Genomic DNA, 26,530 nt, shown 5'->3' with positions numbered 1-26,530 from the left:
CTTCATGTAAAAAGTCTTTCTACATTCAATCAAATTAGTTTTTTTCTATTATTTTCTATCTTTATATTTTCATACTTCTTCTATATAAAATATATCTTGGTGTCTTATTATGATACTTATGTTAGCATTGAAATTAAAAAAATGCTAGTTAAAAGAACGAATATAATTTAATAATTATTATTGTTAAATAAGTGGTGAATAAAGAAAAGCCAGAATTCCCTAATCTTATAATAGGTGAATTCCGGCTTTTTATAATTATTGGGTTACATCATAACCTTGTTCTTCTATCGCTTCAACCATCGCATCAGAGGAAACAGCTTCTTCATTGTATGTTACTGTCACTGTTCCTTCTTCTAGACTAACTTCTGCCTTTGTCACACCTGATAATTCTTGTAGTGCTTCTTCCACAGACATTTTGCAATGCCCACAAGTCATCCCTTGTACATGTAATGTTTTTTCCATTATCATTCACTCCTCGTATATTATATTTAAAAGTTAATTTTAAAAAATAACTTTTCTCACTATTATAATTTTACTCGTTTTAAACGAAGTGCGTTTGTTACCACACTAACAGAACTGAGTGCCATCGCTGCACCTGCAATCCATGGCGCAAGTAGACCAAGTGCTGCAATTGGTATTCCGGCAGTGTTATAACCGAATGCCCAAAACAGATTTTGGCGAATATTCTTCATTGTCAACTGACTGATTTTAATTGCTTTCGGAATGAGTAACAATTCCCCACCAAGTATGGTCACATCTGCTGCTTCAATCGCTACTTCTGTTCCAGTTCCAATTGCAATTCCAATATCTGCAACAGCTAACGCAGGTGCATCATTAACACCATCACCAACCATAGCTACTTTCTTACCTGTTGCCTGGATTTCTTTTACTTTAGCAGCTTTTTCTTCAGGTAATACTTGGGCAATGACGTGGCGAATTCCAACTTGTTTCGCAATTGCATGTGCTGTTCTTTCATTGTCACCTGTTAGCATCACTACGTCTAATCCTGCATTTTCTAATTCTTTAATTGCTTTTGCTGCTGTTTCTTTTACCGTATCTGCAACAGCTACAATTCCACGATATTCTCCATTTATTGCTATTAACATCGCTGTCTTACCTTCTACTTCATATGCTACCATTTCTTCTTCTGCAGAACGAACATTTACATTTGATTCTTGCATTAATTTACGTGTCCCTACAAGAACATTATTATGATTAATCGTCGCTTTAATACCATGCCCTGGTATTGCTTCAAATGTGTCGACATTCTTCCATTCAATTGCTTGCTCCGTAGCATATGTTACGATTGCTTCTGCCAAAGGATGCTCTGAGCCTTTTTCTGCACTTGCCAGATATTGCAATGCTTCTGAATCTCCAGTAAAGTTTGTCACTTCTGGCTTCCCTTTTGTAATGGTGCCCGTTTTATCTAAGACAATTGCTTCTAATTGATGTGTTTTCTCCAAATGTTCTCCACCTTTAAACAAGATGCCATTTTCTGCAGCTTTCCCAGTTCCGACCATAATAGATGTCGGTGTAGCTAACCCAAGTGCACATGGACATGCAATCACAAGTACTGCAATAGAAGCAATTAACGCTTGTTCAAATTGACCTGGTGCAACAAATGCAATCCAAATGATAAACGTTAAAATACTGATTCCGACAACAATAGGAACAAAATATCCTGATATCACATCTGCTAATCGTTGGATTGGTGCTTTAGAACCTTGTGCTTCCTCTACAACCTTCACAATCGATGCTAATGCTGTATCTTTCCCTACTTTTACTGCTTCTATTTCAATGACACCATTCTTATTCAATGTGGAACCAATTACTGTATCTCCTTTGTCCTTTTCCATCGGGATGGATTCACCTGTAAGCATGGATTCATCTACAGAAGTTCTTCCTTTTGTTATCGTTCCATCCACAGGTATCTTTTCGCCTGGTTTTACGATAAGTGTATCCCCAACTGCCACATCTTCAATCGGAATCATGACTTCTTTTCCATCTCTCAAGACACGTGCTTCTTTCGCTTGCAATTGTAATAACGATGAAATGGCATTTGTTGTTTGACTTTTTGCTCTTGCTTCTAAATATTTACCAAATAGAATCAATGTGATAAGCACTGCACTTGTTTCAAAATATAAATGCGGCATATAAGATGGATTTCCTATTGTTTTAATTGCTTCATATACACTATAGAAATAAGCGGCACTTGTACCTAATGCAACAAGGACATCCATATTCGCTCCACCATTGCGAAGATTTTTATACGCCCCAACATAAAATTGCCATCCAATAATAAATTGTACAGGTGTAGCTAAAATAAATTGGAATAACGGATCCATAAAGATTGCCGGAATCGTTAACTGAAATAAATGCACGAACATAGTTACTAATAATGGTGCAGATAACAATGCCGAGATAATTAATTTCAATCGCATTTGTTTACGTTCTTTTTCTTTATGTGATTGTTTTTCAGTCGTATCAGCTTTTGGCTTTGCGTCATATCCTAATTTCTTGATTTTATTTATAAGATCGTCTGTTTGAATCATACTTGGATTAAATTCTATTTGGGCACTTTCCGTTGTTAAATTCACACTTGCCGTAGCAACACCTGCTTGCTTGTTCAGTACCTTCTCAATACGCGTGGAACAGGCTGCACATGTCATCCCAAACACATCGAGTTCCGCTTTTTCCGATATAACCCCATAACCTACTTTTTTGATTTTCTCAGTTATATCATCAATCGACGCTTTATCTGTATCGAACGCGACCGTTGCCTTTTCTGTAGTCAAATTCACTTGTGCGTCCACACCATCCATTTTGTTTAACACTTTCTCTACACGACTACTACAAGAAGCACATGTCATTCCAGTTACACCTAATGTTACTTTTTTTGTTGCACCCATTTATTCTCCTCCTTACTTATATCATCATTTACATGCATATAATTGAAAAAAGGCACCTACATATTTGTCTACTTTATTCTACCCACTAGCGAATGCCTATATAAAAAGTAGTTCAATTAAGTTTATGATTATACTATACCCATATATGGTATAATAGTCAAGAAAGAAAAATCCTTTTAGATAACTAAAAGGGGACAAACATTCATTTGACATGTATTTAGAACAATAAAATATAGAAAACACTACATCCCTTATTTGCCAAACTGCTTCATCACTTGCATTAATTCATCAATAATTTCTTCTCCATCACCTTGTTCCACTGCATGCTTTACACAGTGATTAATATGTCTTTCTGTAACAGAAAAACCTACATTCTTTAGCGCAGATTGAATTGCACTTATCTGAACTAAAATATCGACACAGTAACGATCTTCTTCGACCATTTTTTGAATACCTCGTACTTGACCTTCGATTCGTTTCAGACGATTCATGACTTTTTGTTTCTCATTTTCTGATCTAGGTTTAATTGGCTGTTCGTGTAAGAATTCTTCCACTAAACACACATCCCTTCTTATACTCATTATACTACACCCCCACAGGGTGTCTTCATACCCTCAATTTTACTGTTATATCAATATTTTTGAAAATAGTTGTACCAAATTTGTACCAAAATGATTTTATCTTTGAGGATTGTTTTAATAGTATAACATTAGATATTTCAAATGCCATATAAAAATGTCTCAAAATTATGAAGTTGACAAGCACGTAAAATTTCAGTATCTTCAATATAGGACATACTCAAAGAAGCAATCGCATGCTTTATTTAAAAAGCACTTATCACATTTGTGGTAGGCGCTTTTTAAATGCAAAAAAATAAGGAGCACTTTTCCACGGTGCTCCCCAAGTAATCAATATATAGTTTGCAATTATTACTAACGAATCACTGCACCTGTAGATGGTGCAACATAAATATTAACCTTACCAAAATCACTTGTTTCAATTGTTACGACATCTTTTTGTGGTTTTGCAATTACCTCGTAAGACAATCCACCAAACTTAGCAGGATTTAAAAACCCTTTTTCGTTACCTTTAACAGGTGTTTTATTCGTTGGGTAAACTCTCCAAGATGATGCACTTTTAGGCAAGTATAACGTTTGTTTATTGCTAACTTTGCCTTTAACCTTTAACTTTTGCCCTACACTAATCACATTTACATTTTTGATGTTGTTTAATGCAGCTAACTCTTTTACGGTGGAACCGAACCGATTAGCTATCTCTGACAACGTGTCTCCTGCCTTGACTGTGTATGTGCTTGCAGTTGAGATAGTTTTGTCTAAATAATTTAACGGATCTACTGCATTAGACTTTTGATAATTCCATTTACCTCTATGCAACTCTAAATGCAGATGTTGGCCACTTGATTGTCCTGTATTGCCCATCACACCTATTTGTTGCCCTTGCTTAACTGTTTGGCCAGTTAAATAAGCACGAGATCCACTACGCATATGCGCATAAACAGATTCCCATACTTGTCCATTAATTTTGTGTTCGACAAACACCACTTCACCGTAACTAGCAGATAAGTATGAGCGTGTTACTACACCATCTGCAATGGCATAGATTGGTCTAGCTCCCGCATCTGCAATGTCTACACCATTATGATTAGGTCTATGCTTCGTGCGAAATTTACTTGTTATACGTTTTGTATTTGTTGGCCATATAAATGTTGTCATTATTCTTCATCCTTTGTAAGCTGTTTATAAAACTGATTACCTAATACTGCTGCACCACTCACAAGTACACCTTGTAAAAATGCATCTACAGATAATCCAAGTAACAATAAAGCTAATACAACCCCAATTGCAGTTAATGCATAAGGGATTAACCAATCTTTAAAGCTAGGTGTATTTTTAAATAAATACCCTAAAAATAATAAAGCTGGCACAATGATTAATGCATCCTCAATTAAATATTGTCTGATTAATTCTTCCACTAGTCTCACCTCCTTTAAAATTTAGCTAAAAATAAAGCAATCAACCCGCCAATTAATCCTGTGATAATGGCAGATACGATTGCTTTTGTTATCATTCTTCTAATCCACTTGGTGTCCTCTTTAATGTCTGATAGAGATTCTTTTAATGCGCTGATTTCATTGTTTTGTGTCACGTCTGATAGTTGTAACATGTGGATATCATCTTTCATCTTATTACGATCCGATTTTAACTCTTGTATGTCCTGTTGTATGCCATTTTTCCACACATCCATGTCGTCCATCTCCTCTTCTGCTTTCATCTACTCGCACCCCCTGTTATCTATTTATAAGTAATAAAAAAGCACCCATAATGGATGCTAAGATACTAAAAATCTTTTATGTGCTTGTTTCTTTCTCTCTTCGGACACATGCGAATACACTAAAGTTGTACTTGGATTGTCATGTCCTAAGATATGTTGCACATCTGCTAATTCTGCGCCATTCTCCATCATGTGTGTTGCCATGGTGTGTCTAAATATATGTGGATGTATATTCTTCTTGATTGATGTTCTAGCACTAATCTTATTGATTAGCCTTTCAATGCTTCTGCCGGTGACTTTGTTGTAAGGGTGCCTGATGCTGCAGAAAACATATTCGCTATTACCTTTTCTTTCGTTGATGTACTTCTTTAGATGGTACATTGACTTAAATGTAAAATATACGACTCTTTCTTTATTACCTTTACCAATTATTTTTGCGCTATTTTCATTAAAATTAATATCTGTTATTTTCATATTAACTAACTCTGCTAATCGACAACCAGTAGCATATAATGTTTCAATCAATGCTCTTTCTCGATTATCAACACAGGATTCTCTTAAAATTTCCATTTCTTCTATACCTAATCCTTTTGGTAATCTTTTAGGCTGTTTAGGTGATTTTACTTTTGAAGCAGGATTTTTCAAAATAATCTCTTCATTCATCAACCATCCAAAGAATGTTTTTAATACAGACAACTTTTTGTCTATAGTTCCAGGAGACCATTCAGAATTGCTAGACAAGTATTTACGTATATCTACCGTATTAATTTGCACAGTAGCTTTCCTAAGAAATTTGTGGAACATGTTTAACTCAATCCAATATCCTTGTAGTGTTAGATTACTTAATCCTTCTAATCTTTTAGCATCAATGAACAGTTCAACTTTTTCTGGTAAATCCTCTTCTAATTCCAATTCTGTTTTTCTCTTGATATCGTAATTGCTTAAAATTTCTTCTAGTCGTAACATTAGTTTTGTCTCGTCCACGTCTTTTACAAGGATGCTTGCTACCGTCGATACTTCATTCATTAATTTTGAATTATCGTTCTGCATGTATACAACTCCTTTTTTGATACGATAAACGTATTGATATTTATAGTATAATATAATACGATAAACGTATCAATAGTAAAAAAGGAGGATTTTATGAGAATACGAATTAATTTAGATCACATATTGTCAAAAAAGAATATGTCTCAACACGAACTATCCAGATTAACGGGTATTAGACAAGCCTCAATCAATGAAATGTGCAGAAATCAAACTATCAGATTGCCGTTACCTAATCTAGCTAAAATTTGCGAAGTACTTAGTTGTGAAATATCGGATATATTAGAATTAGAAAAAGAGCAATCAGAATAATGTCTGGTTGCTTTTTTTACTTTACTTTTAAATTGTCACTATGTCGCAGTAGATTCCAAAGATGTATTAATTGTTATTGTCAATTATTTCTTCTTCATCCTTCTTCCTGTGTATTATTTTTCCGACAAATATTCCAACCAGAACCCAGTAGAATGAAGCTTGAATCGTTACAAGAAATACTTCGTGGGTTATACTCATAATTAAAAACCCACATGTGCTTAAGATCAAAAATAACGATTCTCCATAAAAGGATTTCATATTTTTGAAAGCAAAAATTAGTAACGATAAAATTATAAAAAGAAATAATGCAGAACCAATATAACCTAACTCTAAAATGTTTCTGATATATTGGCTGTCCGCCGAAAGGGTCAGCCCTCCTGTTATAGTTTGAACAAATCCTCTACCTTCCCCAAAAATTGCACCTATATCAGAACTAAAAGAAAGTAAATAATCCCATTTAGCGGTTCTTGTATTTGCCCCTTCATCCATTCTCCCTAACCTTTCAGAGATAGATGGTAAATAATCCTTAATAACTAAATAGATTAAAGGTGCTGCCATTAATGTGACGTACACCCAAATAAGAACTCTTCTTACAGACATTCTAAAAAGCATAAAGAATAAATAAACAACGTAAGTAAGAACAAATGCAAGGATTGCAGTCCTTGAAATTGTAGCAAAGAGCAATCCTGATGAAGACATGAACAAAATGAAGTAGAAAACTCTTCGTCGAAGGGTTTTTTCAGTGTTAATAAGATATAAAGAAAATATACTTATCAAAAAATAAACTCCACCCGTTTGGCTTGATGCTGTTACACTGACAAGTCCAATCCCATAATAACCAACACTAGCATCAAAAAGTAATTGATAAAATCCCCATCCCATTGATAACAGTATTAAGAACAAAAGTATATTTTTAAATTTCTTTCTAAACCATTTGTTTTTCATAACATACACAAAAGCGAAAAAATAAATGAAATACTGGACTTCTTTAATGAAATAAAACATGTAAATAAGGGATAAATTGTTCAATATAATATTTATAAGCGTTATAGACATCACATAAATACAGTATATAATTATCCATTTGTTTATAGGCGTTTGTATATTTTGTGATTCTTTAATAAACATAACTATCACAAGCATCGCTAAGCATATTACGATTGCATCATCTAATCTAACGCCAATACCAGCAACAGAGAATCCAGGAATTAAAAATAGACTTATCAGCAATAAGGTTACTAAAAACACCATTGTATTCTCGGTTTTTGTAATCATTAAAATAACTAAAAAAGCAGCTATTATAGTTAATATTGCTAAGAAAAAAAATGACGTTGAATAAATACTAGCAGATACTCCGATAGTAAGAGCAATTGCAACTAAGGCTATAATACCAATTATATTTATTCTACGTTGTCTAAAACTAAAAGAACTCAAATTTATATCCCTCCAAAGAAACCCAACTATATTACAATAATAAGTATAAAGTAACATAGAATGGACTTCAATAGAAAGATACAATATTTTACAAAGTTCTTTCTTTCGGAAATATGGTGATTTTTATTTCCTAGCCAAAAAAACTGCTATTGTAGCATCTGAATTCGGCTTACCACACTTATTCCCCCGCATAATACTCAACGGAAATTCTGTCCCTATCAACAATAGGAAAATGTGCTAGATTCAGTGTAGTCTAACGTTTTTACATGTTGAAGGATCAACTGTATCGGTGTCAATAATAGTTTTGTTTGTACTTAGTGCTCATTAATTAAATTCAAGTGAATTAATGATATTTCTTGAAATAACCTCATACCCAAGATCGTTAGGATGTAATCCATCTGTAGTATAAACAGTGGGTGAAATATTACCAAATATAGAATAGTTATCTATAAAATCAAGAGCATTTTCTTTCGCTAATCTATACACAACGTTTCTTGCATCTTGCATTGTGAAAGAAAAGGAAGCAGGATCTTCGTTTGCGACTGGATTGGCAACCATCATAATAACTTCCCCGAATGTTTCCAGTTCATTAACTAATGCTTTAAGGTTCTTTTTAAACTCATTCGACCCCTTTGCATAAGTCGTTTCAATCATTCTGTCATTTGAACCTAACTGACAAAAAATATAGTTGTCTTTACTAGTTACAGCAACACCATCACCGCTTGTATTTCCGGTCATATTGCGTTGTTTGTAGTAGATTGCTTTTGTTCCGATAATTCCTTGATTGGTGATCCTGATTGTTTTGTTGATAATAATTCCACCAATTCTCAATGATTGTACTCCTGTATAACTACTTTTTACAGTTTTAATTTGAACGGTTTTATTTCTAACATATGGAAAAGTATGTGTTCTTCGGTTATCATATCCCGCAACTATTCCATCTACGCCTGGTTGGGTAGTAAAAATACCTTGACTTACTCCGTCAACTATTACTTCATAACTCATGTGATTGTTTACAGAATCAATAGAAAGTGTAAATTCTTCACCAGTGAAAGGAAAACCAATTATAGCCTCGCCCATTACTCCCGATTCAATATTTGTTATAAGTTGCCAACCTGAAAGCGAACCAGATGAAGCTTGGGAAATCGTAGAGAATATTGTCCCTGTTTCTGAATAAGAAAAATCTCCAGCGTAAGGGTATAAAATATGCTGTTTTGAATATGTGGCTATCGCTTCCCCCGCTGTGGAATATTCCCAGTTACTTATATCTGGTGTAGCACCTCCCATGTATTTAGAACCGATATAACGCTTAAAGTTGTTTACAAAAGACAGAGAAGCGAAGTTGTCTCTTATATCAGATAACGTACCATCACGACCTGTATTATAATCAGCAGGATTTCCTGTTGCCCCTAACCCCCACACAATAGAATCACCAGGAAATACAACCCCTGTGAATTGTTCAAGTGGATTAGAAAGGGAATACTTTAGTTTTTCAAGTTGCCCACCGAAAATATATCGTTTTGGCACGAGTTGTTGAGTTAATCTATCTACCTCTGATTTTGACGATTTTTGTGCCAACTTCGACGTAATGTTATCCATTCTAGCGCCCAAATTAGCCTCTTCACCACGAGCAGTTGTTACTTCATTTTCAATAGCTGTAAGAGTAGGTGCATAATCTTGTTCGAGTTGATTTAACTTATTTTCTATTTCAGTGGATAGTAATCCTTCATCAAACGTTCCATCAATAATCCCTTGTGCTACTTCTCTTGACCATTCCGCAACTTCTGCTGTTGCTTCCATTGATTGAGCGATGGACTCTCGGACATTTTCGCCGTATATTTCATTTCTCACTTTATCTGCTAGTTGTTGTATGTTAGCTGGTACTGTCATCCTCGTCACTCCTTGTTGTCCATTTTTCCTTTACTTGTTCGGCTTTTTCTTTCACAATTGCTGCTTCTTCTGCTAATAACCTTGCTCTTGATTTATGGGTTTTCAAGTGCGCTCACCCTCTGTTCTAAATTGTCTAAATCGATAGCGTTAACTACTGTTATTAAGTCTAATTTAGCCTTTAAATCATCTAAATTAATGGCATTTAATACAGTGATTAAATCTAATTTAGATTTATCCTCTTTGGCCATTAATCCATCTGTAGTTATCGTTGCATTACTGTAATTTTGTAATCCATCTAATTTGGCTTTGTCTGTTGCGCTCATCAAACCATCTGTAGTTGGTGTCGCAACATTATAATCTGGTATAGTGTCTACTGCATCTGTTAAATCGCTAACTGCTTGATTAAGGTTAGCTATGGCATCTTCTAGTGCAGGTAGGTCTGCATCACTAATCGCTTGATTGACATCTTCGACTGCTTGGTCTACTGTGTCTAACTCTTGCTGTATGCTTGCTAATCGTTGTGATTGGCTATTAAGAGTATTACGTAAATTAACAATTTCAATTTCTTGTTTATTTGCGTCTGCTTGATAATCTGTTAATGTTTTAAATTTGTCTCCAAATGTTAAACTATCTCCTTCTGGTTTTAAAATATCGATGGTTTTGCCGACAATACGCAAGCGTTCATCAATATTCATTATTGGATTAATAATAGGATGGTCATTTCCTAACTGAAAAGACTCTGGGTCTAATCCAATTAAAAAAAGATCAGCAGCACTGATCTTGTGTTGATATAAAGCTATCTTTTGATTGTTAATCCAATCTTGTCCTCTTGTAAGTAGATTGTTAGGGTCAGTAATATCATCCCAAGTTTGAAAGCCGCCTTGATACCCAAATTCATCAATTAAATCTTGCCTGTCTATATAAGGTACTCCATTATTGACGGATTCAATTGTTAAACGTGCTTGTGCAGCATCAATAGCACCTTCTGTTTCTATCCTAGTTCCGAGTGGTGTCAACCTAGTAACAATACTAGTTGGATTTACACTTCTAGTGAGTGTTCTAAGGTTTTTCGCTATTTTAATTTCAGTTTGTTTTGATTCTCCAATACGTTCTACTAAATCAAGATAACTAACACCATTCTCTTTTCTTACTTGTAATTCCCCACCTAATCTATCAATCAATTCCTCTTCTATTGTGCTAAAAGTGTCTTTTTCAGGGCTTAAATAGCAATATAGATAGTTAGTGGAATTAGTTACCTCAATGACTCCTGGTTGATATTGTTTGTGTGCTTCTACTTGCGTATTATGATAATTTATTATGGATATCCAAAGTTCTTCAGGGGTGCCTTGAAACTCCAAATGCCGTTGTTGAGAGTCTTCTAGAAATGCTAATTCACCTTCACATACATAAGAAAATGTGTGTAAACCGTCACTATCCATATCTTCTTCAGGCTCTAACACTCTTCCTGCAAACTCGTATTTCTGCTCTTTTATATTAAATACATTAACCAATGTCTTTAATGGCTTCATTTTTCCATAAGCAGGATTATTCAAATGAAAAGTTAGATTAAATGCATCTACTTTGTTTATTTCCTTCTTAATTTTACCTTCCATCAACTTTAATCCATTTACTAGTGGGTTGTGTATGACAACTTCTTCTTGGTCATTGATGATTGTAACTCTATACATTAGATCAACTCCTTATAAAATTCAAAAGAGATAGATCCATTGCCATAGATAATTAGATGATTTTCGCCTGGCTTCAATATAAAATTATAATCTTTTGTTTCCCCTGCATTAAGATTGTAAGTAACACCATCTTTTTCAATCGTCATAGAACTTGATGATACTATATTAGGAATTACATCAGGTGTCCCAACGTTGTATAACGTTACCTCAATCTCTTCAACAACTTCAAAATCAACTGTTTGTGCAACATCTAAATCAAAATTGAATTCATCCCATATATCGTGACCTTCTTTAAGCTCTGAAATCATAAATGGGTATGCAGTAAACTCTACATTTAACACGCCTGTATCATAATCTTCCGAAAAAGAATTACTTCCTTCTACTTCAGCTAGAAAATAATAACCAGGATAAGCATCATCATACAACTTTTGCTTTCCGTTGCTATTCATCAACCAATTTATAATTTGTGTCTTTTTTGAATTCATAGGTTGTTTTCCTGATGCAGGCCTATATATATTAAATGAATATGATAATGTCCTTGGTTCATATGCTTGAGAACCATAGACTTCACTAAAATCATATTCGATATTGGAAAAAGGAACTGCTACTTTAATTTTCTTTTTATTTGGAATGCCTATTTCTTTACCTTTTCCCATAGTCACGCCGTAATCATAAAAAGAATGCTTTCCTAAATATTTAATTCCTAACATTAGGTAGCTAGCCTCCTTCCTGCATGTCTTACTGTTTTCCCATCATACTCTGATCTAGCTTCTGCAGTTTCTTTTGCTAATACTTTGTCATTTAAGATAATTTCTTTTCCTTCTCTTACTGCTTTAATCAGTTCAATCAATAGTTTTTCTAAAATTGATGTGTCAAATTTAATATTTTCTCGATCACTAATATAGCTACTATTATTATCATCCTTCATAATAGTATTTCTAGCGTTTGACTCAATACTTTCAAATTTAGGTACTTTAAGTAGCCTTTCCATTTTCCCTTGGATTCCTTCTTCGGAATGATCTATCGAATCCGCAATCGGCCCCTCGAAATCCAACTTATCCAAATCAGACAACGGACCAACCTTTGCAGGAGAGAATGGTAAGAAATCACGTACTTTACCTGCAACATTAGAAATCGTATCAGTAACCAAAGAAATAGAGTTCTTTACACCCTTAACCATTTGCTCAATTAATCCCTTACCAGCTTTGAGAAATGAACCGCCTAAACCAGTTATAAAAGATAAAATATTGTTAAAGGTATTCTTGATAGACGAAAATAATCCCGTTACCGTATTAGTAGCGCCTGTTTTCATGCTAGTAAAGAAATTAAGAATTTTCTTAATAAAATTTGATACAATATTGACCGCACTAGAACCTAAGTTCCTAAATATATTTATTGCGCCTGTACCTAAATTTCTAAATAAATTTACAGCCATAGATGCAAAGTTCTTGATTAATCCTAAACCTCTACCGATTAAAGTTAGATTGATGAAATTCCAAATAAACTCAAGTGCGCCTTTAAATATCTGCTTTATGCCTTCCCACATCTTAGAAAAATCGCCAGTAAAAAGGCCAGAGAAAACTTTAATTAATCCCATGATTATATTTAGTGCGCCATTGATTACACCTTTAATAGATTCCCATGCTACCTTTATGATTGCTAAGACAATCGGCATAATTACTTTGATGATATTTTCTATAAATTTAAAGGCATTTTGCACAGCTTGCATAATTTGTTGGCCGTTTTCTTGCCAAAATTGTTGCAATAATGCTAGTTTTTCTTGGATAAATGGTAAAACTAAAGATAAAATTTCTTGAATGATGGTAAAAATCGCACCGAATACAGTGGAAACAACGGATTGAATAGCACCGAATATATTTTTCGCACTATCAATTATTAGTTGACCATTTTCTTGCCAAAATAATAGCAATGCTTCAAAGAATGTTGCTATATACGGAAGGATAAAATTGACAAATTCTTGAATTGTAGATTGAATGTTTGTGAATATACTCTTCCAGTATTCTAAGATGAATCCTAAATAAACTTGAAATGATTCCCACAACAATTGTAATGTTTCTTGGTTGCTTTCGTAATAGGATCTAAACTTATCGTACAAGCCTTGTATACCATTTGCTAGATTGGAAATGACACCACTAATTTTGTCAAAAGCAAATGTAGTGACACTTTGGATGGTAGGCATTGCGCTTTCAAACCATGAAAACATGGTAGACAATATAGGCATCAAACTCATACCAATTTGCATGCCGAAAAACTTTACCTTTTCTGTCATTTGGTCATACATCATTCTAAATTCATTTGCTTTAACAAGGTCCTCATCACTAAAAACATTCGCATTGTCTTTGGCGTTCTTCATTGCTTCGGCACCTAAGTCTATTACAGGCGCTAAGTCTTTCCATGATCCACCAAATAAATCTGTACCCAAACGTGCTCTCTCTGTCTTATCTTCCACACCTGTTAAGGCTTCTGTGAGCACGTTCATTCTTTCATCGGCACTCATATTTTCGACTTCGTTAAAGGATAATCCTAATTTTTTTAACGCTTCATTTCCTTTGTTCGATTCTTCACTCATTGCATCTAAACTTTTTGTAAATTTAGCAGATGCATTTGCTACCGCATCTGTACTGGTACCAGCTTCTTCTGTTGCTTTTCTCCAACGTTGTATTTCTTCTGTTGTCATACCAGTAACTGCAGCAATGTCTAATAATTCATCTGCAGCTCGTCCTACTTTAAGTGCTAATGCGGTCATTCCAGTTGCAGCAACACCAGCTCCAGTAACAATTGCAGCTCCCCATTTAGCAGCTGTCTTGATTGTGCCTTTTAATCTATCGCCTAGATTTTTTGATTGCTTATCTGTTTTGGATAAACTACTTTGTGCTTCTTTGTCATCAATCAATATAGAGCCGAATAACTTAAATATTTGCACATGCTCACCTTCTTTCTATAAAAGGCCACTATTTAACCGATAGATCGGAGATGTGTGGATCACCTTACCTTTCTGGCGTGTCTATAAAACCTTTATCTTGTAAATATTTTGTTTCCGCCTCGAGCACTGCTTTCACATCGTTGTACGTTAGTTCTCTATTCTTGTTATTCACAATAATAAAATAAATTAAGTCATCTTCATCAATCTCTTCGTGCACAACAGGTTTTTCTTCTGGCATGCCGTCATATCTAATCATTTCAATCCTCCTGGCTTTAACTTATTGTATTGCTCACTGATAGTGCCACTTGATTCTTTTGCTTGCATAACAATAGTTGTTGCATTTAATCTTGCATAAAAATCTTCAAAAGAAATAAAGGTAGATTGGTCCATTTTAGGATATTTAGATAACCACATTTCCCATGCTTTATCCTTTTCTTTCTTTTTGTGCGCATCTGATATTAATTTGGTTATATGCACTATTTTTAAATTACGCACGTAACTAAAATCATAATAGCTATGCAATAAATATAAGGCTTCGCTGTAACCTCCTATTGCATAGCATCTTTGAAAAAAGTAGTTAATTCTTCGTTTGTAAAAATCGCCTTGAATGTTGCAATTGTTTTGAAAAATGATTGATTTCTTACAACTTCTAAATCCTTCTTTTCTGCAATTGCAATTACTTGAAAAATTTCCTCTTTTACATTTTTTGAATTTTTTAAAATATATTTAACTGCGTCTACTGCAGCATCTACTGCGTCTACCTTCTTCTTCTTTTTGTACTCTTCTTGTAACTTCTTTCTATAGTTGTCAAAGTCTAATTTTTCGTAGATTTCTACTGCGTATGGCAACATGTCAAATACTTGGTCATTTGTTAATTCCATTATTTTTCCCTCCTAAATAAAAAAGAGTAGCAAAATCGCTACTCTTATACTGCAGGTTCTAAGTCATATTCGATTACATACGTTGGTACTGTATCTAAATCATTTGGATCAAAATGAGCAGTGAAAGTAGTTTCAGGTACGATTTCGCTCTTGTCCTCAAATGCTGCAGATAATGCACCATCACCTAGAACATTTTCAATCACATACGCTACTGTATTTCCCGCATGTGTTTTTGTAATATACGCTAGATTGTTAATATAATCAGATTCTTGATAATCTGCGTTCGGTCTATATTTTTTATAATTTGGAGTATCTACTGCATCATTCTTCTCTTCAATCGTTCCTGGCATTACTTTTTTCAGTAAATCCAAGTCCAACTCTAATGCATTGGCTGTAATTTGGATAACCCATTCTGTTTTTCGCTTTAATCCTTTGGTGTGCTCCCCTTTGTCACCATCAAATCGGATTGGAGCATTTGTTGGTTCAACATTATAGTTTCCACCACCACGAGTTGCACCAAATGGGATTGATGCAGGATCATCCCAATCATCTGGATTAAAATTAAAGACTAATACACCTTCGCCTAGTTTTACTTTTTCTGGTTTTGGTACTGCAGGTCTTTGTATCATTACATTCCAACTCCCATCACTCTAATTTGATATAGTATTTGCCGTCTTCTTAATCGTTTGTCGGGATCACTGACAGGCACTCGCCTATCTCTATAAATGCTAAAAAACACACCATCAGATTGGTGTGTAGATCGGTGTAATCTGTTATCTATTTGCCCAATTAATGTTGCTAATGGGGTGGAGTCTCCATTGATAGGATTATGCCATCCATTTACTTCAAGCTCCATGTCTTCTAACGAGCCATCATCTATTGAGTCACCTAATACATAAACTATATATGGCTCATCAATGCCTACTGGCGCATTTTCGTAATAGATGTGAGTAGTGACATCGGACAAATATGCTTCGATTGTCTTTCTAATGACTAACTCACGAATCACTTCTGTCATCTCCACCCTCCTCATTAGGCTTAATCAAACTTAATGCTTTACTTTCATTTTCTACTGCAGATAAATATTGAGCTTGAATCTTTCTTATATCTGCAAGATTTTCCATAGTAGTTCCTTTGATGATAGATCTGTTAGGTTGGTTATTCGTTCCGAGTTCTTGACCTTCACCATACCAAGTTCTATGTTTCGAGCCGATTATTAAATCCGTTTCTTTTCGTCTACACCAATATTGAAATGCTGATAAAGGCCTTTTTGACCTGCGCATTCCTGGTTGTTTTTTGGCTTTCGGTAGCATTCTTCTCCTAAGCAATCTACCAGTATCTAACAATGCAGCTCTGCTCAATTCGTGGATGGTGTATTGTGCACGGTCTACTTTAGACACAATTTCAACACCATCTTTTTTAATTTTAACCGCTTTGGGTAGTGCCATTATCATCACTTACTTTTTTAGATTTAGATTGTGGCTTCTCCAAATACCCTTTTTTCTGTAATTCCTCAATCCGCTTTTTATCTAAACTTTCGTAAATGTCTTTGGTAGTATAATACCTATTTCGGTTTTTGCAAAGGAAGTTTTTAATTACTTTTGCCTGCATAAATAACACCTCTATCCTTGATTTGTTAGTCCTGTACATATTAATTCAATCTCTAAATCACCTGGGTCATATGTCCGCATGATTTTGTACATTACATCGTTAAATTTCAAATAATTTTCGCCTTTATATTCTCTTGACCATACAGTGAAACTCAATTCTGGTTTAAGATTATTTATATTGGCTTGATAAAACTCTGTTCGTGTAATAGATTTCTTTGTTGCAAACAATTTGCGTGGTGTAGATGTCGTTTGAATTGGATCACCATACTCATTTTTGGTAGTAAATACTTTATCAATTAGATAAATTACCTTGTCTCGTCTCACCATAGAATCACCCCGATGCTAATTGTATTGCTAACGTATTAAAAACAGGGGAGAACTTAATCTCCCCAGAACGTAAATCCCATAAATCTGTTACACCTATCGTGATTACTCCAATAACATCATCTGTCGTAAACGCCTCTTCTTTGACACCAGCCCCTTTTAAAAAAGCCTTCACAATCAAGATTTTTTGATCGATTATTTTTTCTAGATCTGGGTCTGTGTTATCTAAAGAAAAGTTTAATGCTTTTTTACACTCGTCCGTAAGATTCATTCGTAATCACCTTATTCTTTATTAGACTGCTGCTACTTTTTTGATTCTTGTGAATCCTTTGTACATAGAAACGTTACCACCAGTCCAAACAGCACCACGGAAAGCGATTTGACCTGAACGGAATTTAAAATCACGAGATTCTTCTACTTCGATTGGAGAGAAAATCGGCATTTCGTATGCTTGTACCATGCCATACGCCATGCAATACGTATCTGCAACTGTTCCATCAGCAGATAATGCTGGACATGCGCTATTAATAATGAATGGCACTTCAAAGCTATCATCTGATGAGATAGTGCCTTCATTTCCGTTTTTCTTAATTTTGTATAATTTTTTACCATCTGTACTGCGAACACTAGCAAATGCAGCAAGATCTTGTTTATTTAAAATTAAATATGCGCCGCCTTCAATGTCTTCGTCTCCACCAAACCCAAATACAATTTTGTCTAATGTATCTGCATCAATTTCACTGATTAAAATGTCACCTTCTGTAGGCATAACATTTGTAGGAGCATTAAAAATACCAGTAAGTGCATTTGCACCACCAGCACCTACAATGATTTGTTTCGTCACTTTCTTTCTAAGTGCTTTACCGATGTTAGTACGCACTAGAGATTGATAGTTTATATTAGGCAATTTAAGCGATTCATCTGTCATTTCCGCATATGCAGTAATTTTTGCTTTTTGAATCGTTACATAATCTGTAGTTGGTTCTGCTTCTGCATAATCGCCTGTTTCTGTTGTATAATCACCTTCACCAGAACTAATTTCAAAACCTTTCGTGTAACTTTCCCCACCGATTAAAGGAATAGCATTCACTTTGTCAACTAGAGAAGACACTTCGTTAAAAGTAGGGCTTAACGTGTTGCTATATTTCTTTTGCACTACTAAATTTCCGCCACCTAAGGATACTGTACGAAATTCTGGCATTTCATCGATATCAAATGTGACAGAACGTTTTTCTTTTAATTGTGCTCCACGAGTTTCATATAATTTTGTTAATTCTTCATCAGATCGTGCTTCTTGGTCGTTTGATTGTCCCATGACGTATGTGCCGATTGGATTCAATTGGCCTTGTGGTGTGCTTCTTTGTTCTTGGTTGTCATCACCTTGTTCACCACGTTTGTCTTCTTCTGATTGCGTATTGATTTTTGCTAATTGAGCTTTAATATTTTCGATTTCTCCATTGACACTTTCAACTTGTTCACCAATGCTGCGTACTTCTTCGACACTATTGCTATTTTTACCCTTTTCCTTTAAAGCAGTTCTTTCTTCCTCTTTTTTCTTTAATAAATCTTTTAACCATTTTTCCATAATTTTTCACTCTACCCTTCTTATAATATTTCTAATTTGATTTTTTCTAACTCTAATTGCTCGTCATCAGAACTATCCAATTCTGTTGCTCTAGCATTATCCAATGCTAGTTTATCCTCACTATCCAGTGATTCGCTTCGAGCATTTATATTTGTACCCTCGTATTGAGGTGAATACAACGCAGATATTTCATACACTTTTTCAAACTTGTGTATTTCTCTTGTGGGTAATGGACTACCCAACTCAATCCACTTTTCATCTTTCGCACGAAATGAAAAACTCATGCCAGTAATGTCTTTCCGCTTAATAGCAGAATATAATGCCTTAGCTTCCGAATTATTTTCCACGTCTAACTCTGCCCGAAAAAATAATCCTTTCTCATCTACAGTTAATTGCATTGTAGAATTACCATTGTTGTTTCTACTTCTCGCCAAAGGGATTTTCCTTTGATTATGATGAATAAAAAGAGGCACGTCTTTCAGGTCTGCACCATCCAACGCCCCTCTTTTTATGATTTCTTTAAACCAACCACCTACATTGGTTACTTGCTCATACACAATCGCATAACCTTCTACAATGTGACCAGTATCTTCTGTTGGTTCCAGTGCTCTAAATTCTTCAATCTCATTGAAACGAATAATCTTTAATCCCATTACTTTCACCCTTTCTATTGCATTTTCCCTCGTTTTAACTGATATTCATCAATAATATCTCTGTTAATATAATTAAGGCTCTGTGTACGTCTTTCTCCGCCTTCGATAGGACTGTAGCCTAGTATTTTCAACTTTTCATTGTCTGATAAAATGCCTTGTTCTCCTGCAATTTTTATAATTTCCAATTTGTTACTCATACTCAAATATGTCATGTCTTTTTGATAAAAAACTATTTCATTTCCAACATCTAGCTCTCTATCTGTAAATATACATTTCGAAAATGCTTGGCCAAGACTTATAACGATACTTTCCAACGTGCGTTCGTAAAATGCTTGATATTGTTCGTCTGTGAAATCGCCTGTTAGTATTGGCAAAGAGACTCCATAATTCTTTAATACTTTGGTGTCTAAAAAATCTAGCGTGTCTTTGTCTACTAGCTTAGGGTCTACTTTTATGTCGTAATATTCGCCTTTTAAATCCATTGGCAAAATACCACTCTCATTATTCTTTAGTTTTGCTTCAAATTTCTCTCTTTCGGCTTGTTGTTTTTCATCATCCATCATTGTATTTATTTTTAAAATGCCTCTTATAGCCATACTAGATTTAACCGACTTTTCCAGTCCTTGCAATAAGCTATCGTTAATTTGCAGTACTTTTAATAGTGCTGCATTGTCTGGTTGTCCATTTACACCACCACCCATTACGTCATTGACACTAAATTGTTTTCGCAAATGAATAATGTCTTTATATGGATGCGTATATTCTATGCCGGATTGAAATGAAAATTTAACAAACAATTTACCAGTAGAGTCTTGTAAAAATTCAACTTGAGAAGGATTTAATGGATAAAAACCCGTGTACTCTTTTCGCTTATTACCATTACTATCTGTAATAATGTCGTAGGTTGGATATATAAATGCGTTAAGGTTAAGAAAAAGCATCCATATTGTTTTTTCAAGAAAATCTCTTGTTGTCATCAGTTCATTCGGACTAAATTTAAACAAACGATTGAAGCTACTTTTCACGATTGTCTGTACTTCTTCTTGATCTGTTCTTATATGCCTTGGTCTTAGTTTTGATATTTCTGTTGCAATAACATTAATACATGCCTGTACAACATCAGATGCATATATATCCTCGCCAAATTGACTAAAGATAGGCAAGGATCCATTTATCATTTGTGCATGCCTAAATGCATGATTATCCTTTGTATTCTTGTTAACCAAATTTCGTAATAGCAAATTTCATCACCTTCTTTGCGCAAAAAAATAAGCTAATGCTATAAAGCATAAGCCTGACACTATATATCCTAATGGTTCATATATTTTAAAAAATCCAAAAGACACCAATAACATGCCTATCATCAAAAAAATATCGTCTGTAACAAGTAAAATCTTTGTTAGTAATTTTCTTTTCAATACATTACCTCCTTGCCAGTTGCATAAATTCATTACGATTATCTATATATACTTTATAAGCAATAATATTGGTTACAGCACCATCAATTTTCTTGTTATCTTGTCCTTGTACTTTGATTGGGCGCATTTCCATTTTTGAGTTCATCTCAAGTGCAGTATTTTCAAAACAATACTTATCAACTGGATTATCATTGTAAACAAGTAAATTACTCTTTAGATCTGCTTCAACTAATCGCATTGCTTCACTCATGCTGCCATACTCTTGTGACACCTTTTGACATTCAAAACCGAACTCTTCCATTTCTTTTACCCAATACAATGCTGACCATTTATCGTAACCAACCTTATAAGGACGTATGCCGTAATTTTTGTACAAATCTAAGTAAAATTTAGTTACAAGGCTAAAATCATTTTCATTTCCTGGAGACACTTCCATAAATCCTTCTCTAATCCATTCTTTGTATTTGTTTAAATCCTCTTTTGTCAATGTCTCTAGTTTGGATTCGGGAATAAAATATTTTTGAATTGTATATTTTTTGTTTGTATCAGGGTCCAAAAGAATCATACGAGCGCTAGCTAAGTCTCCTGTCTTGGACAAATCGACTCCACCAATACCAAACTTATTTCGAAACATTTCAATGTCGAATGTTTCTTCATTTTTGATGTCATCAGGTGTTAACCAAGCAGTTGCATTATTTTGTTTAATGTTAAAGTCTTTGGACATGACATATACTCGCATAGACTTACTCGTTTGCGCTTCTTCAATCATTTTTCGCAAAAAGCTCTTTTTCTTTATCGTTCCCATTCCTGGATTAGATTTGTGCCATGATTTTTCGTCTTGCCAAACCTCTGATTCACTATCTTGCGTGTACATCCATATTAACCAACGTGGTCTATCAATTTCGCCATGTAATGCTTGTCTTGCTTCTTTCAAACGACCATCCAGATAACCATCATTTACAACACCTTCTGTTGTCAATTCGATAAATAATGGCTCGTCTTGAGTAGATAATGCTTGCCTAATCGGCATGATAGATGTATTGTCTGCTAACTCGTGTACCTCATCTACCGCACCAACCTTAATATTTTTTCCTTCTTTAGCACCAGTCTTAGCAGATATTTTTTTAATATGTCCTTTATTTTGGTAACTAAATTTCCCTCGTTTTTTCGGTTTTTTAGGATTGCCAAAGAATATGCCTTTAATATTACTTCTTGTTACTTTGGATAATGTCTTACTTTCTTCTCGCATGGCATTGATGGCTTCTAGCATTAATCCTGCTTGCTCATAATCATTGCTAGAACATAATATTTTCGTTCCCATCTCACCACAAAACCACTCTGACAAACAGATTGCACTAATCAATGGTGTCTTTCCATTTTTACGAGCAACCAAGAACAATACATCTTGATGTAATCTAACATACCTTCCTGCTTCATCATCATAGATTTTGAAAATATATATTGCTTCGATGAATGCTTTTTGAAATAAATCTAATAAAAAAGGCTGCCCAGAAAAGGGAGCCTCGAAGTGCCTACATTCGTTTTCAATGAAGTGCATTCTTTTTTGCGCATCATCAAATTCAATTTTTATTTCGTCATCTTCAAAGTAATCCAATAACTTATCCAATTGAATCTTCAATTCATGGCCAATAATAATTTCGCCTTTTTTACATTTATCCATATATTCTAGCAAAAAAGAATGATTACCTTGATATTCATATGGATTAGTAAGAACATTTTGATGTGATTGAATCATTCGTACACACCTAATTCGTCATCATCATCTAATATATTTTTACTCAATACCCCATTTAATGTTTTTATCACAGTAGCATACGTGTTTACATTTTTTAAATACTGATCTGCAGCAGGTGTCTTCTTTTGCAAACTATTGTCTGTCGGATGAAATTTAACCATGCCTGTTTTATCTAACACTTCTTTTAATGCATGATTCTCGCTTTTTAAAAAGGCTGCATCTTCAATTAAACCTTCTACTAATTCACGTTTAGATTTCTCGACTTCTCGAAAGATTTCGCTTAACTTCTCGTATTCTCGTTCATACTCGGCGCTTTTAGGCATGGCGTTTTCACCTCCGACGAATTTTCAAAATTTTAGCCGTGTGTAAAAAAAGCGTCCCCCCTTCGGTACCCAGGGTTTTTATATATTTAATTAATCGGGGGGGTGTTCTCTTCTATTCTTTACAAGATTTGTATGAATATTATTGCCAATGTACCAAGCCTTTGGATAACCTGCTTGTGCAAGTGTTGGTGTGTGTATGTCCATCAATCCCATTAAGAACATATAAAGCATTATAACCTCTCCCCTTCATATTCTTTATTCAATTCTAATTCAATGAGAAGCATAACCTTTTCTATACTTGTCTTTACATTCAATGGGTCACCTTGGAAGTATGATTGACTTAGTAGTTTGAAGTATTTAAATAGCTTATCAAGATTATGATTATCAATCTGAACACGCTTCTGATTACTTTCCACTTCACTTAATAAGTTCTTCAAATCATCCTCTTGTATTACTCTCCACCAAAGGTCTTGTTTAATTCTTTCAAGCACTTCTTTTTTAGTTGGCATTTAATATAGACCTCCCTCATTTTGTATAAGATTCAAACCATTTATCAATGTACCCCAGCCATTCATCCTGTCTATACTGTCTGTCCTCATCCTGTTTTAATCTACTCAAACAATCTTCTTTACTCACATCTAAAAAGATTAACTCTGCTCCTAAACTGTCAGCTAGCCTCTCACGCTTATACTTATCTGCATAACCACCTATAACCCATGCGTTATGCCACTTGCCATAACGTGTCCTGATATTATCTAACAAAGTATTTTGTATTTGTATAACGTTTGAATATAGGTTGTCTGGCTTGTCGTAACTAGGTAGCATAGATACTGCAGTATATAATCTATCCATATCAACCACTATATCTCCACGCCCCATCTGTTGCTTAACAAATGTAGACTTGCCACTTAAAGGTGGTCCATATACTAGATAGACTTCCTTCAATCCTTGATACCCAAATCTCCTATGGTCTTTGTTGTGGCAATCAAAACAAACTAATTCTATTAATTTAGGATTCAAGCTAATGTTATAATCATGTACATTTTCAGAAGTTAATTCTATCTTATGGTGTCCGATAATATCTTTTGCCCTTGCTATTCTTTCTCCACAACGCTCGCATATGTTGCCACGTTCTATGATTAAATTAAGCCTAAACCCTCTCCATGGTTCGGATGTATAAAAACTATGCAATACTGCATGCCTTGCCATATAATCACCATGCCTTTGTTTTTGCTATTTCTATATCTGCTCTCATTTTTTGCGCTCTTAATCTATGTTCTTCTTTTATTTCGTTCGGTGGTAGAGTTCTTAATAATTCCTCATATTGTTTCACTTTTCTGCTAATAGCATTCATTGCTGCTGCTTGTGCTTTTAATGCGTTCGCTTGTTTATCCCAGGCATGTTGAATATCGTATTCTCTTTCACTTTCTGTTTCCGCATATACTTCTACTTTCTCACCATCTTCATTAATAGCACCCATTTTTTCTCTAGTTACTCGTTCTTTTTTTATTACTCTTGTCATATCATTTTGATCTTTAACATACATAATCTTTTGTGCTCTAATAAAGTTAGTAAACATCACTAGTATTTCTTCATAAAGAATATCCAACGTGTTCATACCTTCTCTTGTAGCATCATAAATTTCTTGTAGTTCATCATCGTTTGGCAACCACTTTTTAAACATGCCGTGTTTCAAAGCATTTAAGTTTCCTTCTGGAGCTCCACCTTTATTACCAACTGCATTCTTATTTCTGTAAGGAGCACCACGTTTATTTGGGACTGTTTGTGGAATATCATCCCACTTATCAATGCTTTTCCATTTCCTTATCTGTCCAGCACTAACCTCTAATTCTTCTGCTATATCTTTCAATTTTTTCTTGCGATTACTTTTTAACCAAATTTGTAATGCTTTCATTCTTTTAGGACTCATTTGTCTCGACACAGCAAATAACCCACCTCCTGGAATGAATTGAGTTGTTTTCACACTTTTATATTAGCTAATTTTAAAGTTGTTCTATGGCTCTTAAAATCACTCTCAAACACATTGAATTTTATTCAAATTTATTAATATGATTTCTTGTTGATTTATCCTAATATATGGATTGTGAGTAACCCATAATATATATTGTGTTGCACTGTTATAAATCTGTTTTTCTATTGATTTATCTATACTTTCTTCACTTTTAAAAACTCACTGCGACAACGTTACCTTTTGTGTTGCACTTAAACATCACGCTAGTTGCATAATTGCCGCATCCATCATGTCTTGATTTACTCCAATATAACGTAATGTTGTCACTTGCTCCGTATGATTGAACATTTCCATTAGTAACGCTAGATTGTGTGGATTTTGTTTATACAGGTGATAACCCCATGTCTTTCTCATAGTGTGTGTACCTATTTCACTCAACCCAAATTCCTTAGCTGCATTATTTAACATCTTGTATGCTGTTGATCTGTCGAATGGTTGATTCCTTAATCTACTTTTCCTTTTTATTTGACGACTAGGGAATAAAAACTCGTTATCATCTTTACCAGCTATAAATCTATTTAAGTCATTCCTAATGGATGGATGTATAATAAACTTCTTTTTCTTCTTTGTTTTTTGCTCAAGTATTGTTATATGAGTTCCTCTAACCATACCAACCCTCAAATTTAATAAATCACTTACTCGTAAACCACTGTAGATCCCCATGCAAAAAAACAGATAATTACGTAGGCTTCTTAATCTTAAATATTCTTTTATCCCTTCAATAACCTCTGGGTCTCGTATTGGTTGTACTACATTCAATTGGTTCACCTCTTTTATTAAAAAGTAAAAAAGCACAACGATATACGCTGCGCTTTTTCGAATAGGGAGGAATAATGTATGGCAAATCTTGCCTACTACAAGAATAACATGTTTTATTGTTTTTAATCTGCCTATATTCTGCCTTATTTCTGCCACTTTTATATTGCTTCTTTTTCTTCTTTGTAGACTTCGATTCTCATTATAAAAGCTAATCTTAGTAGTGCCTTTGGTTTTACTCTATAATACGTACGTTCACTCAATCCTAAATCATTATATGTTTCATAATCATAGATTTCTTCTGCATTCAAATATCTTTTGACTATGATAGATCGCTCTTGGTGTGGTAATCGATTCACACATGTTTGGACCCACTTCAAAAACTTTCTTCTTTGGTTTTCCATATCTATTTTTTTTACTACGATTTCCTCTGTGTTTGAATGGAATTGATTATTATAAGTTGGTGGAACAATCGAAAAGGATGCCGTTATCTTCGGTTGGTACTCAATAGGTTCCATAAGCAAATAAATCTTATATTTCTCTAGTGCAGCTTCTACTTCTGACTTTGTTAATTCTCTATCTACTTCTGGTAGCCTTAAACTCATTTGCATATGACCATCTCCTTATAATTTTATAATAAAAAGGACACTAACAAGAACCCTTTTCATGCTCTTGT

35 protein-coding genes are annotated in these 26,530 nt (G+C 34.4%); 1 reads left to right on the top strand and 34 read right to left on the bottom strand.

Annotation, left to right across the window (positions count from 1 at the left end; all coding sequences use genetic code 11):
- Positions 1 to 255: 255 nt before the first annotated feature.
- The 7 genes from copZ to xerA form a co-directional block, all read right to left on the bottom strand.
- Positions 256 to 462 (bottom strand): copper chaperone CopZ, encoded by a 207-nt coding sequence (copZ, locus tag ACFOZ1_RS15365; protein ID WP_390200694.1) that lies wholly within the window; start codon positions 460 to 462, stop codon positions 256 to 258.
- Between the two features lie 62 nt (positions 463 to 524).
- A complete protein-coding gene (locus ACFOZ1_RS15360; RefSeq protein ID WP_390200693.1) occupies positions 525 to 2,909 on the bottom strand; it encodes a heavy metal translocating P-type ATPase in 2,385 nt (794 codons plus the stop codon).
- A 251-nt stretch (positions 2,910 to 3,160) separates the two neighbouring features.
- Positions 3,161 to 3,463: a metal-sensing transcriptional repressor gene (locus ACFOZ1_RS15355; RefSeq protein ID WP_390200740.1), complete on the bottom strand. Its 303-nt coding sequence runs from the start codon at positions 3,461 to 3,463 to the stop codon at positions 3,161 to 3,163.
- Positions 3,464 to 3,841: 378 nt separating this feature from the next.
- On the bottom strand, positions 3,842 to 4,642 hold the full coding sequence (locus ACFOZ1_RS15350; protein WP_390200692.1) for a peptidoglycan DD-metalloendopeptidase family protein: 801 nt from the start codon (positions 4,640 to 4,642) through the stop codon (positions 3,842 to 3,844).
- Positions 4,642 to 4,902, bottom strand: a complete 261-nt coding sequence (locus tag ACFOZ1_RS15345) for a phage holin family protein (RefSeq protein WP_390200690.1) — start codon at positions 4,900 to 4,902, stop codon at positions 4,642 to 4,644. Before ACFOZ1_RS15345 ends, ACFOZ1_RS15350 begins: the two co-directional genes overlap by 1 nt.
- Positions 4,903 to 4,916: 14 nt before the next feature.
- Positions 4,917 to 5,201, bottom strand: a complete 285-nt coding sequence (locus tag ACFOZ1_RS15340) for a hemolysin XhlA family protein (RefSeq protein ID WP_390200688.1) — start codon at positions 5,199 to 5,201, stop codon at positions 4,917 to 4,919.
- 57 nt (positions 5,202 to 5,258) lie between these two features.
- Positions 5,259 to 6,251, bottom strand: a complete 993-nt coding sequence (gene xerA, locus ACFOZ1_RS15335; protein WP_390200687.1) for a site-specific tyrosine recombinase/integron integrase — start codon at positions 6,249 to 6,251, stop codon at positions 5,259 to 5,261.
- A 93-nt stretch (positions 6,252 to 6,344) separates the two neighbouring features.
- Here xerA and ACFOZ1_RS15330 point away from each other — a divergent pair, with 93 nt between their 5' ends.
- Positions 6,345 to 6,560: a helix-turn-helix domain-containing protein gene (locus tag ACFOZ1_RS15330; RefSeq protein WP_390200685.1), complete on the top strand. Its 216-nt coding sequence runs from the start codon at positions 6,345 to 6,347 to the stop codon at positions 6,558 to 6,560.
- 66 nt (positions 6,561 to 6,626) lie between these two features.
- Here ACFOZ1_RS15330 and ACFOZ1_RS15325 read toward each other — a convergent pair whose 3' ends face one another.
- From ACFOZ1_RS15325 to ACFOZ1_RS15195, 27 genes are all read right to left on the bottom strand, one after another.
- Positions 6,627 to 7,994 (bottom strand): O-antigen ligase family protein, encoded by a 1,368-nt coding sequence (locus ACFOZ1_RS15325; protein WP_390200684.1) that lies wholly within the window; start codon positions 7,992 to 7,994, stop codon positions 6,627 to 6,629.
- Positions 7,995 to 8,318: 324 nt separating this feature from the next.
- Positions 8,319 to 9,884: an SGNH/GDSL hydrolase family protein gene (locus tag ACFOZ1_RS15320; protein WP_390200682.1), complete on the bottom strand. Its 1,566-nt coding sequence runs from the start codon at positions 9,882 to 9,884 to the stop codon at positions 8,319 to 8,321.
- The gene (locus tag ACFOZ1_RS15315; protein WP_390200680.1) at positions 9,868 to 9,990 is read right to left on the bottom strand and encodes a hypothetical protein; all 123 of its coding nucleotides are present in this window, start codon (positions 9,988 to 9,990) and stop codon (positions 9,868 to 9,870) included. The genes ACFOZ1_RS15320 and ACFOZ1_RS15315 overlap by 17 nt, the downstream gene beginning before the upstream one ends.
- On the bottom strand, positions 9,977 to 11,572 hold the full coding sequence (locus ACFOZ1_RS15310; RefSeq protein ID WP_390200678.1) for a phage tail spike protein: 1,596 nt from the start codon (positions 11,570 to 11,572) through the stop codon (positions 9,977 to 9,979). The genes ACFOZ1_RS15315 and ACFOZ1_RS15310 overlap by 14 nt, the downstream gene beginning before the upstream one ends.
- Complete coding sequence (locus ACFOZ1_RS15305; protein WP_390200676.1) at positions 11,572 to 12,282, bottom strand: phage tail protein; 711 nt, start codon at positions 12,280 to 12,282, stop codon at positions 11,572 to 11,574. Before ACFOZ1_RS15305 ends, ACFOZ1_RS15310 begins: the two co-directional genes overlap by 1 nt.
- Positions 12,282 to 14,516 carry a phage tail protein gene (locus ACFOZ1_RS15300; RefSeq protein ID WP_390200674.1) on the bottom strand — a complete coding sequence of 745 codons (2,235 nt, stop codon included), beginning with the start codon at positions 14,514 to 14,516 and terminating at the stop codon, positions 12,282 to 12,284. The genes ACFOZ1_RS15305 and ACFOZ1_RS15300 overlap by 1 nt, the downstream gene beginning before the upstream one ends.
- 64 nt (positions 14,517 to 14,580) lie before the next feature.
- Complete coding sequence (locus ACFOZ1_RS15295; protein ID WP_390200673.1) at positions 14,581 to 14,772, bottom strand: hypothetical protein; 192 nt, start codon at positions 14,770 to 14,772, stop codon at positions 14,581 to 14,583.
- The gene (locus tag ACFOZ1_RS15290) at positions 14,769 to 15,011 is read right to left on the bottom strand and encodes a hypothetical protein (RefSeq protein ID WP_390200671.1); all 243 of its coding nucleotides are present in this window, start codon (positions 15,009 to 15,011) and stop codon (positions 14,769 to 14,771) included. The genes ACFOZ1_RS15295 and ACFOZ1_RS15290 overlap by 4 nt, the downstream gene beginning before the upstream one ends.
- A 53-nt stretch (positions 15,012 to 15,064) precedes the next feature.
- The gene (locus ACFOZ1_RS15285) at positions 15,065 to 15,397 is read right to left on the bottom strand and encodes a hypothetical protein (protein ID WP_390200669.1); all 333 of its coding nucleotides are present in this window, start codon (positions 15,395 to 15,397) and stop codon (positions 15,065 to 15,067) included.
- Positions 15,398 to 15,441: 44 nt separating this feature from the next.
- On the bottom strand, positions 15,442 to 16,026 hold the full coding sequence (locus tag ACFOZ1_RS15280; RefSeq protein WP_390200667.1) for a hypothetical protein: 585 nt from the start codon (positions 16,024 to 16,026) through the stop codon (positions 15,442 to 15,444).
- Entirely contained in the window at positions 16,026 to 16,415 is a 390-nt protein-coding gene (locus ACFOZ1_RS15275; RefSeq protein ID WP_390200666.1) for a hypothetical protein, read from the bottom strand. Before ACFOZ1_RS15275 ends, ACFOZ1_RS15280 begins: the two co-directional genes overlap by 1 nt.
- Positions 16,396 to 16,845, bottom strand: a complete 450-nt coding sequence (locus ACFOZ1_RS15270; protein WP_390200665.1) for an HK97-gp10 family putative phage morphogenesis protein — start codon at positions 16,843 to 16,845, stop codon at positions 16,396 to 16,398. Before ACFOZ1_RS15270 ends, ACFOZ1_RS15275 begins: the two co-directional genes overlap by 20 nt.
- Positions 16,823 to 17,008, bottom strand: coding sequence for a hypothetical protein (locus tag ACFOZ1_RS15265; RefSeq protein ID WP_390200663.1), 186 nt, complete (start codon positions 17,006 to 17,008; stop codon positions 16,823 to 16,825). Before ACFOZ1_RS15265 ends, ACFOZ1_RS15270 begins: the two co-directional genes overlap by 23 nt.
- Positions 17,009 to 17,019: 11 nt before the next feature.
- Complete coding sequence (locus ACFOZ1_RS15260; RefSeq protein WP_390200661.1) at positions 17,020 to 17,331, bottom strand: phage head closure protein; 312 nt, start codon at positions 17,329 to 17,331, stop codon at positions 17,020 to 17,022.
- Positions 17,332 to 17,338: 7 nt separating this feature from the next.
- Positions 17,339 to 17,602, bottom strand: a complete 264-nt coding sequence (locus ACFOZ1_RS15255) for a hypothetical protein (RefSeq protein WP_390200659.1) — start codon at positions 17,600 to 17,602, stop codon at positions 17,339 to 17,341.
- A gap of 21 nt (positions 17,603 to 17,623) precedes the next feature.
- On the bottom strand, positions 17,624 to 18,916 hold the full coding sequence (locus ACFOZ1_RS15250) for a phage major capsid protein (RefSeq protein WP_390200657.1): 1,293 nt from the start codon (positions 18,914 to 18,916) through the stop codon (positions 17,624 to 17,626).
- Positions 18,917 to 18,936: 20 nt separating this feature from the next.
- Positions 18,937 to 19,569: an HK97 family phage prohead protease gene (locus ACFOZ1_RS15245; protein WP_390200655.1), complete on the bottom strand. Its 633-nt coding sequence runs from the start codon at positions 19,567 to 19,569 to the stop codon at positions 18,937 to 18,939.
- A gap of 14 nt (positions 19,570 to 19,583) precedes the next feature.
- Positions 19,584 to 20,810, bottom strand: a complete 1,227-nt coding sequence (locus ACFOZ1_RS15240; RefSeq protein WP_390200653.1) for a phage portal protein — start codon at positions 20,808 to 20,810, stop codon at positions 19,584 to 19,586.
- A gap of 6 nt (positions 20,811 to 20,816) precedes the next feature.
- Positions 20,817 to 20,987: a hypothetical protein gene (locus ACFOZ1_RS15235; protein ID WP_390200651.1), complete on the bottom strand. Its 171-nt coding sequence runs from the start codon at positions 20,985 to 20,987 to the stop codon at positions 20,817 to 20,819.
- 4 nt (positions 20,988 to 20,991) lie between these two features.
- Positions 20,992 to 22,743, bottom strand: coding sequence for a terminase large subunit (locus ACFOZ1_RS15230; protein ID WP_390200650.1), 1,752 nt, complete (start codon positions 22,741 to 22,743; stop codon positions 20,992 to 20,994).
- Entirely contained in the window at positions 22,740 to 23,066 is a 327-nt protein-coding gene (locus ACFOZ1_RS16490; RefSeq protein WP_465253842.1) for a hypothetical protein, read from the bottom strand. The genes ACFOZ1_RS15230 and ACFOZ1_RS16490 overlap by 4 nt, the downstream gene beginning before the upstream one ends.
- Before the next feature lie 90 nt (positions 23,067 to 23,156).
- On the bottom strand, positions 23,157 to 23,297 hold the full coding sequence (locus ACFOZ1_RS15220) for a hypothetical protein (RefSeq protein ID WP_390200648.1): 141 nt from the start codon (positions 23,295 to 23,297) through the stop codon (positions 23,157 to 23,159).
- Entirely contained in the window at positions 23,297 to 23,575 is a 279-nt protein-coding gene (locus ACFOZ1_RS15215; protein ID WP_390200646.1) for a hypothetical protein, read from the bottom strand. The genes ACFOZ1_RS15220 and ACFOZ1_RS15215 overlap by 1 nt, the downstream gene beginning before the upstream one ends.
- A 16-nt stretch (positions 23,576 to 23,591) precedes the next feature.
- Positions 23,592 to 24,275: a hypothetical protein gene (locus ACFOZ1_RS15210; RefSeq protein WP_390200644.1), complete on the bottom strand. Its 684-nt coding sequence runs from the start codon at positions 24,273 to 24,275 to the stop codon at positions 23,592 to 23,594.
- 4 nt (positions 24,276 to 24,279) lie between these two features.
- The gene (gene terS, locus ACFOZ1_RS15205) at positions 24,280 to 25,008 is read right to left on the bottom strand and encodes a phage terminase small subunit (protein ID WP_390200643.1); all 729 of its coding nucleotides are present in this window, start codon (positions 25,006 to 25,008) and stop codon (positions 24,280 to 24,282) included.
- A gap of 288 nt (positions 25,009 to 25,296) precedes the next feature.
- Entirely contained in the window at positions 25,297 to 25,857 is a 561-nt protein-coding gene (locus tag ACFOZ1_RS15200; RefSeq protein WP_390200641.1) for a tyrosine-type recombinase/integrase, read from the bottom strand.
- Positions 25,858 to 26,015: 158 nt separating this feature from the next.
- Complete coding sequence (locus tag ACFOZ1_RS15195; RefSeq protein ID WP_390200639.1) at positions 26,016 to 26,465, bottom strand: ArpU family phage packaging/lysis transcriptional regulator; 450 nt, start codon at positions 26,463 to 26,465, stop codon at positions 26,016 to 26,018.
- Positions 26,466 to 26,530 lie beyond the last annotated feature (65 nt).

Source organism: Gracilibacillus marinus, assembly GCF_042651725.1.
In the GTDB taxonomy this organism is placed as follows: Bacteria; Bacillota; Bacilli; order Bacillales; family Amphibacillaceae; genus Gracilibacillus; species Gracilibacillus marinus.
This window is presented reverse-complemented; position numbering and strand designations above follow the sequence as displayed.

Coding starts and splice junctions, on each gene's coding strand:
- ACFOZ1_RS15310 (WP_390200678.1), bottom strand. CDS start 11,572: ATGTATAGAGTTACAATCATCAATGACCAAGAAGAAGTTGTCATACAC.
- ACFOZ1_RS15270 (WP_390200665.1), bottom strand. CDS start 16,845: ATGGCACTACCCAAAGCGGTTAAAATTAAAAAAGATGGTGTTGAAATT.
- ACFOZ1_RS15245 (WP_390200655.1), bottom strand. CDS start 19,569: ATGGGATTAAAGATTATTCGTTTCAATGAGATTGAAGAATTTAGAGCA.
- ACFOZ1_RS16490 (WP_465253842.1), bottom strand. CDS start 23,066: ATGCCTAAAAGCGCCGAGTATGAACGAGAATACGAGAAGTTAAGCGAA.
- ACFOZ1_RS15255 (WP_390200659.1), bottom strand. CDS start 17,602: ATGAATCTTACGGACGAGTGTAAAAAAGCATTAAACTTTTCTTTAGAT.
- copZ (WP_390200694.1), bottom strand. CDS start 462: ATGGAAAAAACATTACATGTACAAGGGATGACTTGTGGGCATTGCAAA.
- ACFOZ1_RS15330 (WP_390200685.1), top strand. CDS start 6,345: ATGAGAATACGAATTAATTTAGATCACATATTGTCAAAAAAGAATATG.
- ACFOZ1_RS15215 (WP_390200646.1), bottom strand. CDS start 23,575: ATGCCAACTAAAAAAGAAGTGCTTGAAAGAATTAAACAAGACCTTTGG.
- xerA (WP_390200687.1), bottom strand. CDS start 6,251: ATGCAGAACGATAATTCAAAATTAATGAATGAAGTATCGACGGTAGCA.
- ACFOZ1_RS15230 (WP_390200650.1), bottom strand. CDS start 22,743: ATGATTCAATCACATCAAAATGTTCTTACTAATCCATATGAATATCAA.
- ACFOZ1_RS15305 (WP_390200676.1), bottom strand. CDS start 12,282: ATGTTAGGAATTAAATATTTAGGAAAGCATTCTTTTTATGATTACGGC.
- ACFOZ1_RS15220 (WP_390200648.1), bottom strand. CDS start 23,297: ATGCTTTATATGTTCTTAATGGGATTGATGGACATACACACACCAACA.
- ACFOZ1_RS15265 (WP_390200663.1), bottom strand. CDS start 17,008: ATGCAGGCAAAAGTAATTAAAAACTTCCTTTGCAAAAACCGAAATAGG.
- ACFOZ1_RS15360 (WP_390200693.1), bottom strand. CDS start 2,909: ATGGGTGCAACAAAAAAAGTAACATTAGGTGTAACTGGAATGACATGT.
- ACFOZ1_RS15275 (WP_390200666.1), bottom strand. CDS start 16,415: ATGACAGAAGTGATTCGTGAGTTAGTCATTAGAAAGACAATCGAAGCA.
- ACFOZ1_RS15280 (WP_390200667.1), bottom strand. CDS start 16,026: ATGATACAAAGACCTGCAGTACCAAAACCAGAAAAAGTAAAACTAGGC.
- ACFOZ1_RS15320 (WP_390200682.1), bottom strand. CDS start 9,884: ATGACAGTACCAGCTAACATACAACAACTAGCAGATAAAGTGAGAAAT.
- ACFOZ1_RS15285 (WP_390200669.1), bottom strand. CDS start 15,397: ATGGAATTAACAAATGACCAAGTATTTGACATGTTGCCATACGCAGTA.
- ACFOZ1_RS15350 (WP_390200692.1), bottom strand. CDS start 4,642: ATGACAACATTTATATGGCCAACAAATACAAAACGTATAACAAGTAAA.
- ACFOZ1_RS15250 (WP_390200657.1), bottom strand. CDS start 18,916: ATGGAAAAATGGTTAAAAGATTTATTAAAGAAAAAAGAGGAAGAAAGA.
- ACFOZ1_RS15195 (WP_390200639.1), bottom strand. CDS start 26,465: ATGCAAATGAGTTTAAGGCTACCAGAAGTAGATAGAGAATTAACAAAG.
- ACFOZ1_RS15210 (WP_390200644.1), bottom strand. CDS start 24,275: ATGGCAAGGCATGCAGTATTGCATAGTTTTTATACATCCGAACCATGG.
- ACFOZ1_RS15295 (WP_390200673.1), bottom strand. CDS start 14,772: ATGATTAGATATGACGGCATGCCAGAAGAAAAACCTGTTGTGCACGAA.
- ACFOZ1_RS15340 (WP_390200688.1), bottom strand. CDS start 5,201: ATGAAAGCAGAAGAGGAGATGGACGACATGGATGTGTGGAAAAATGGC.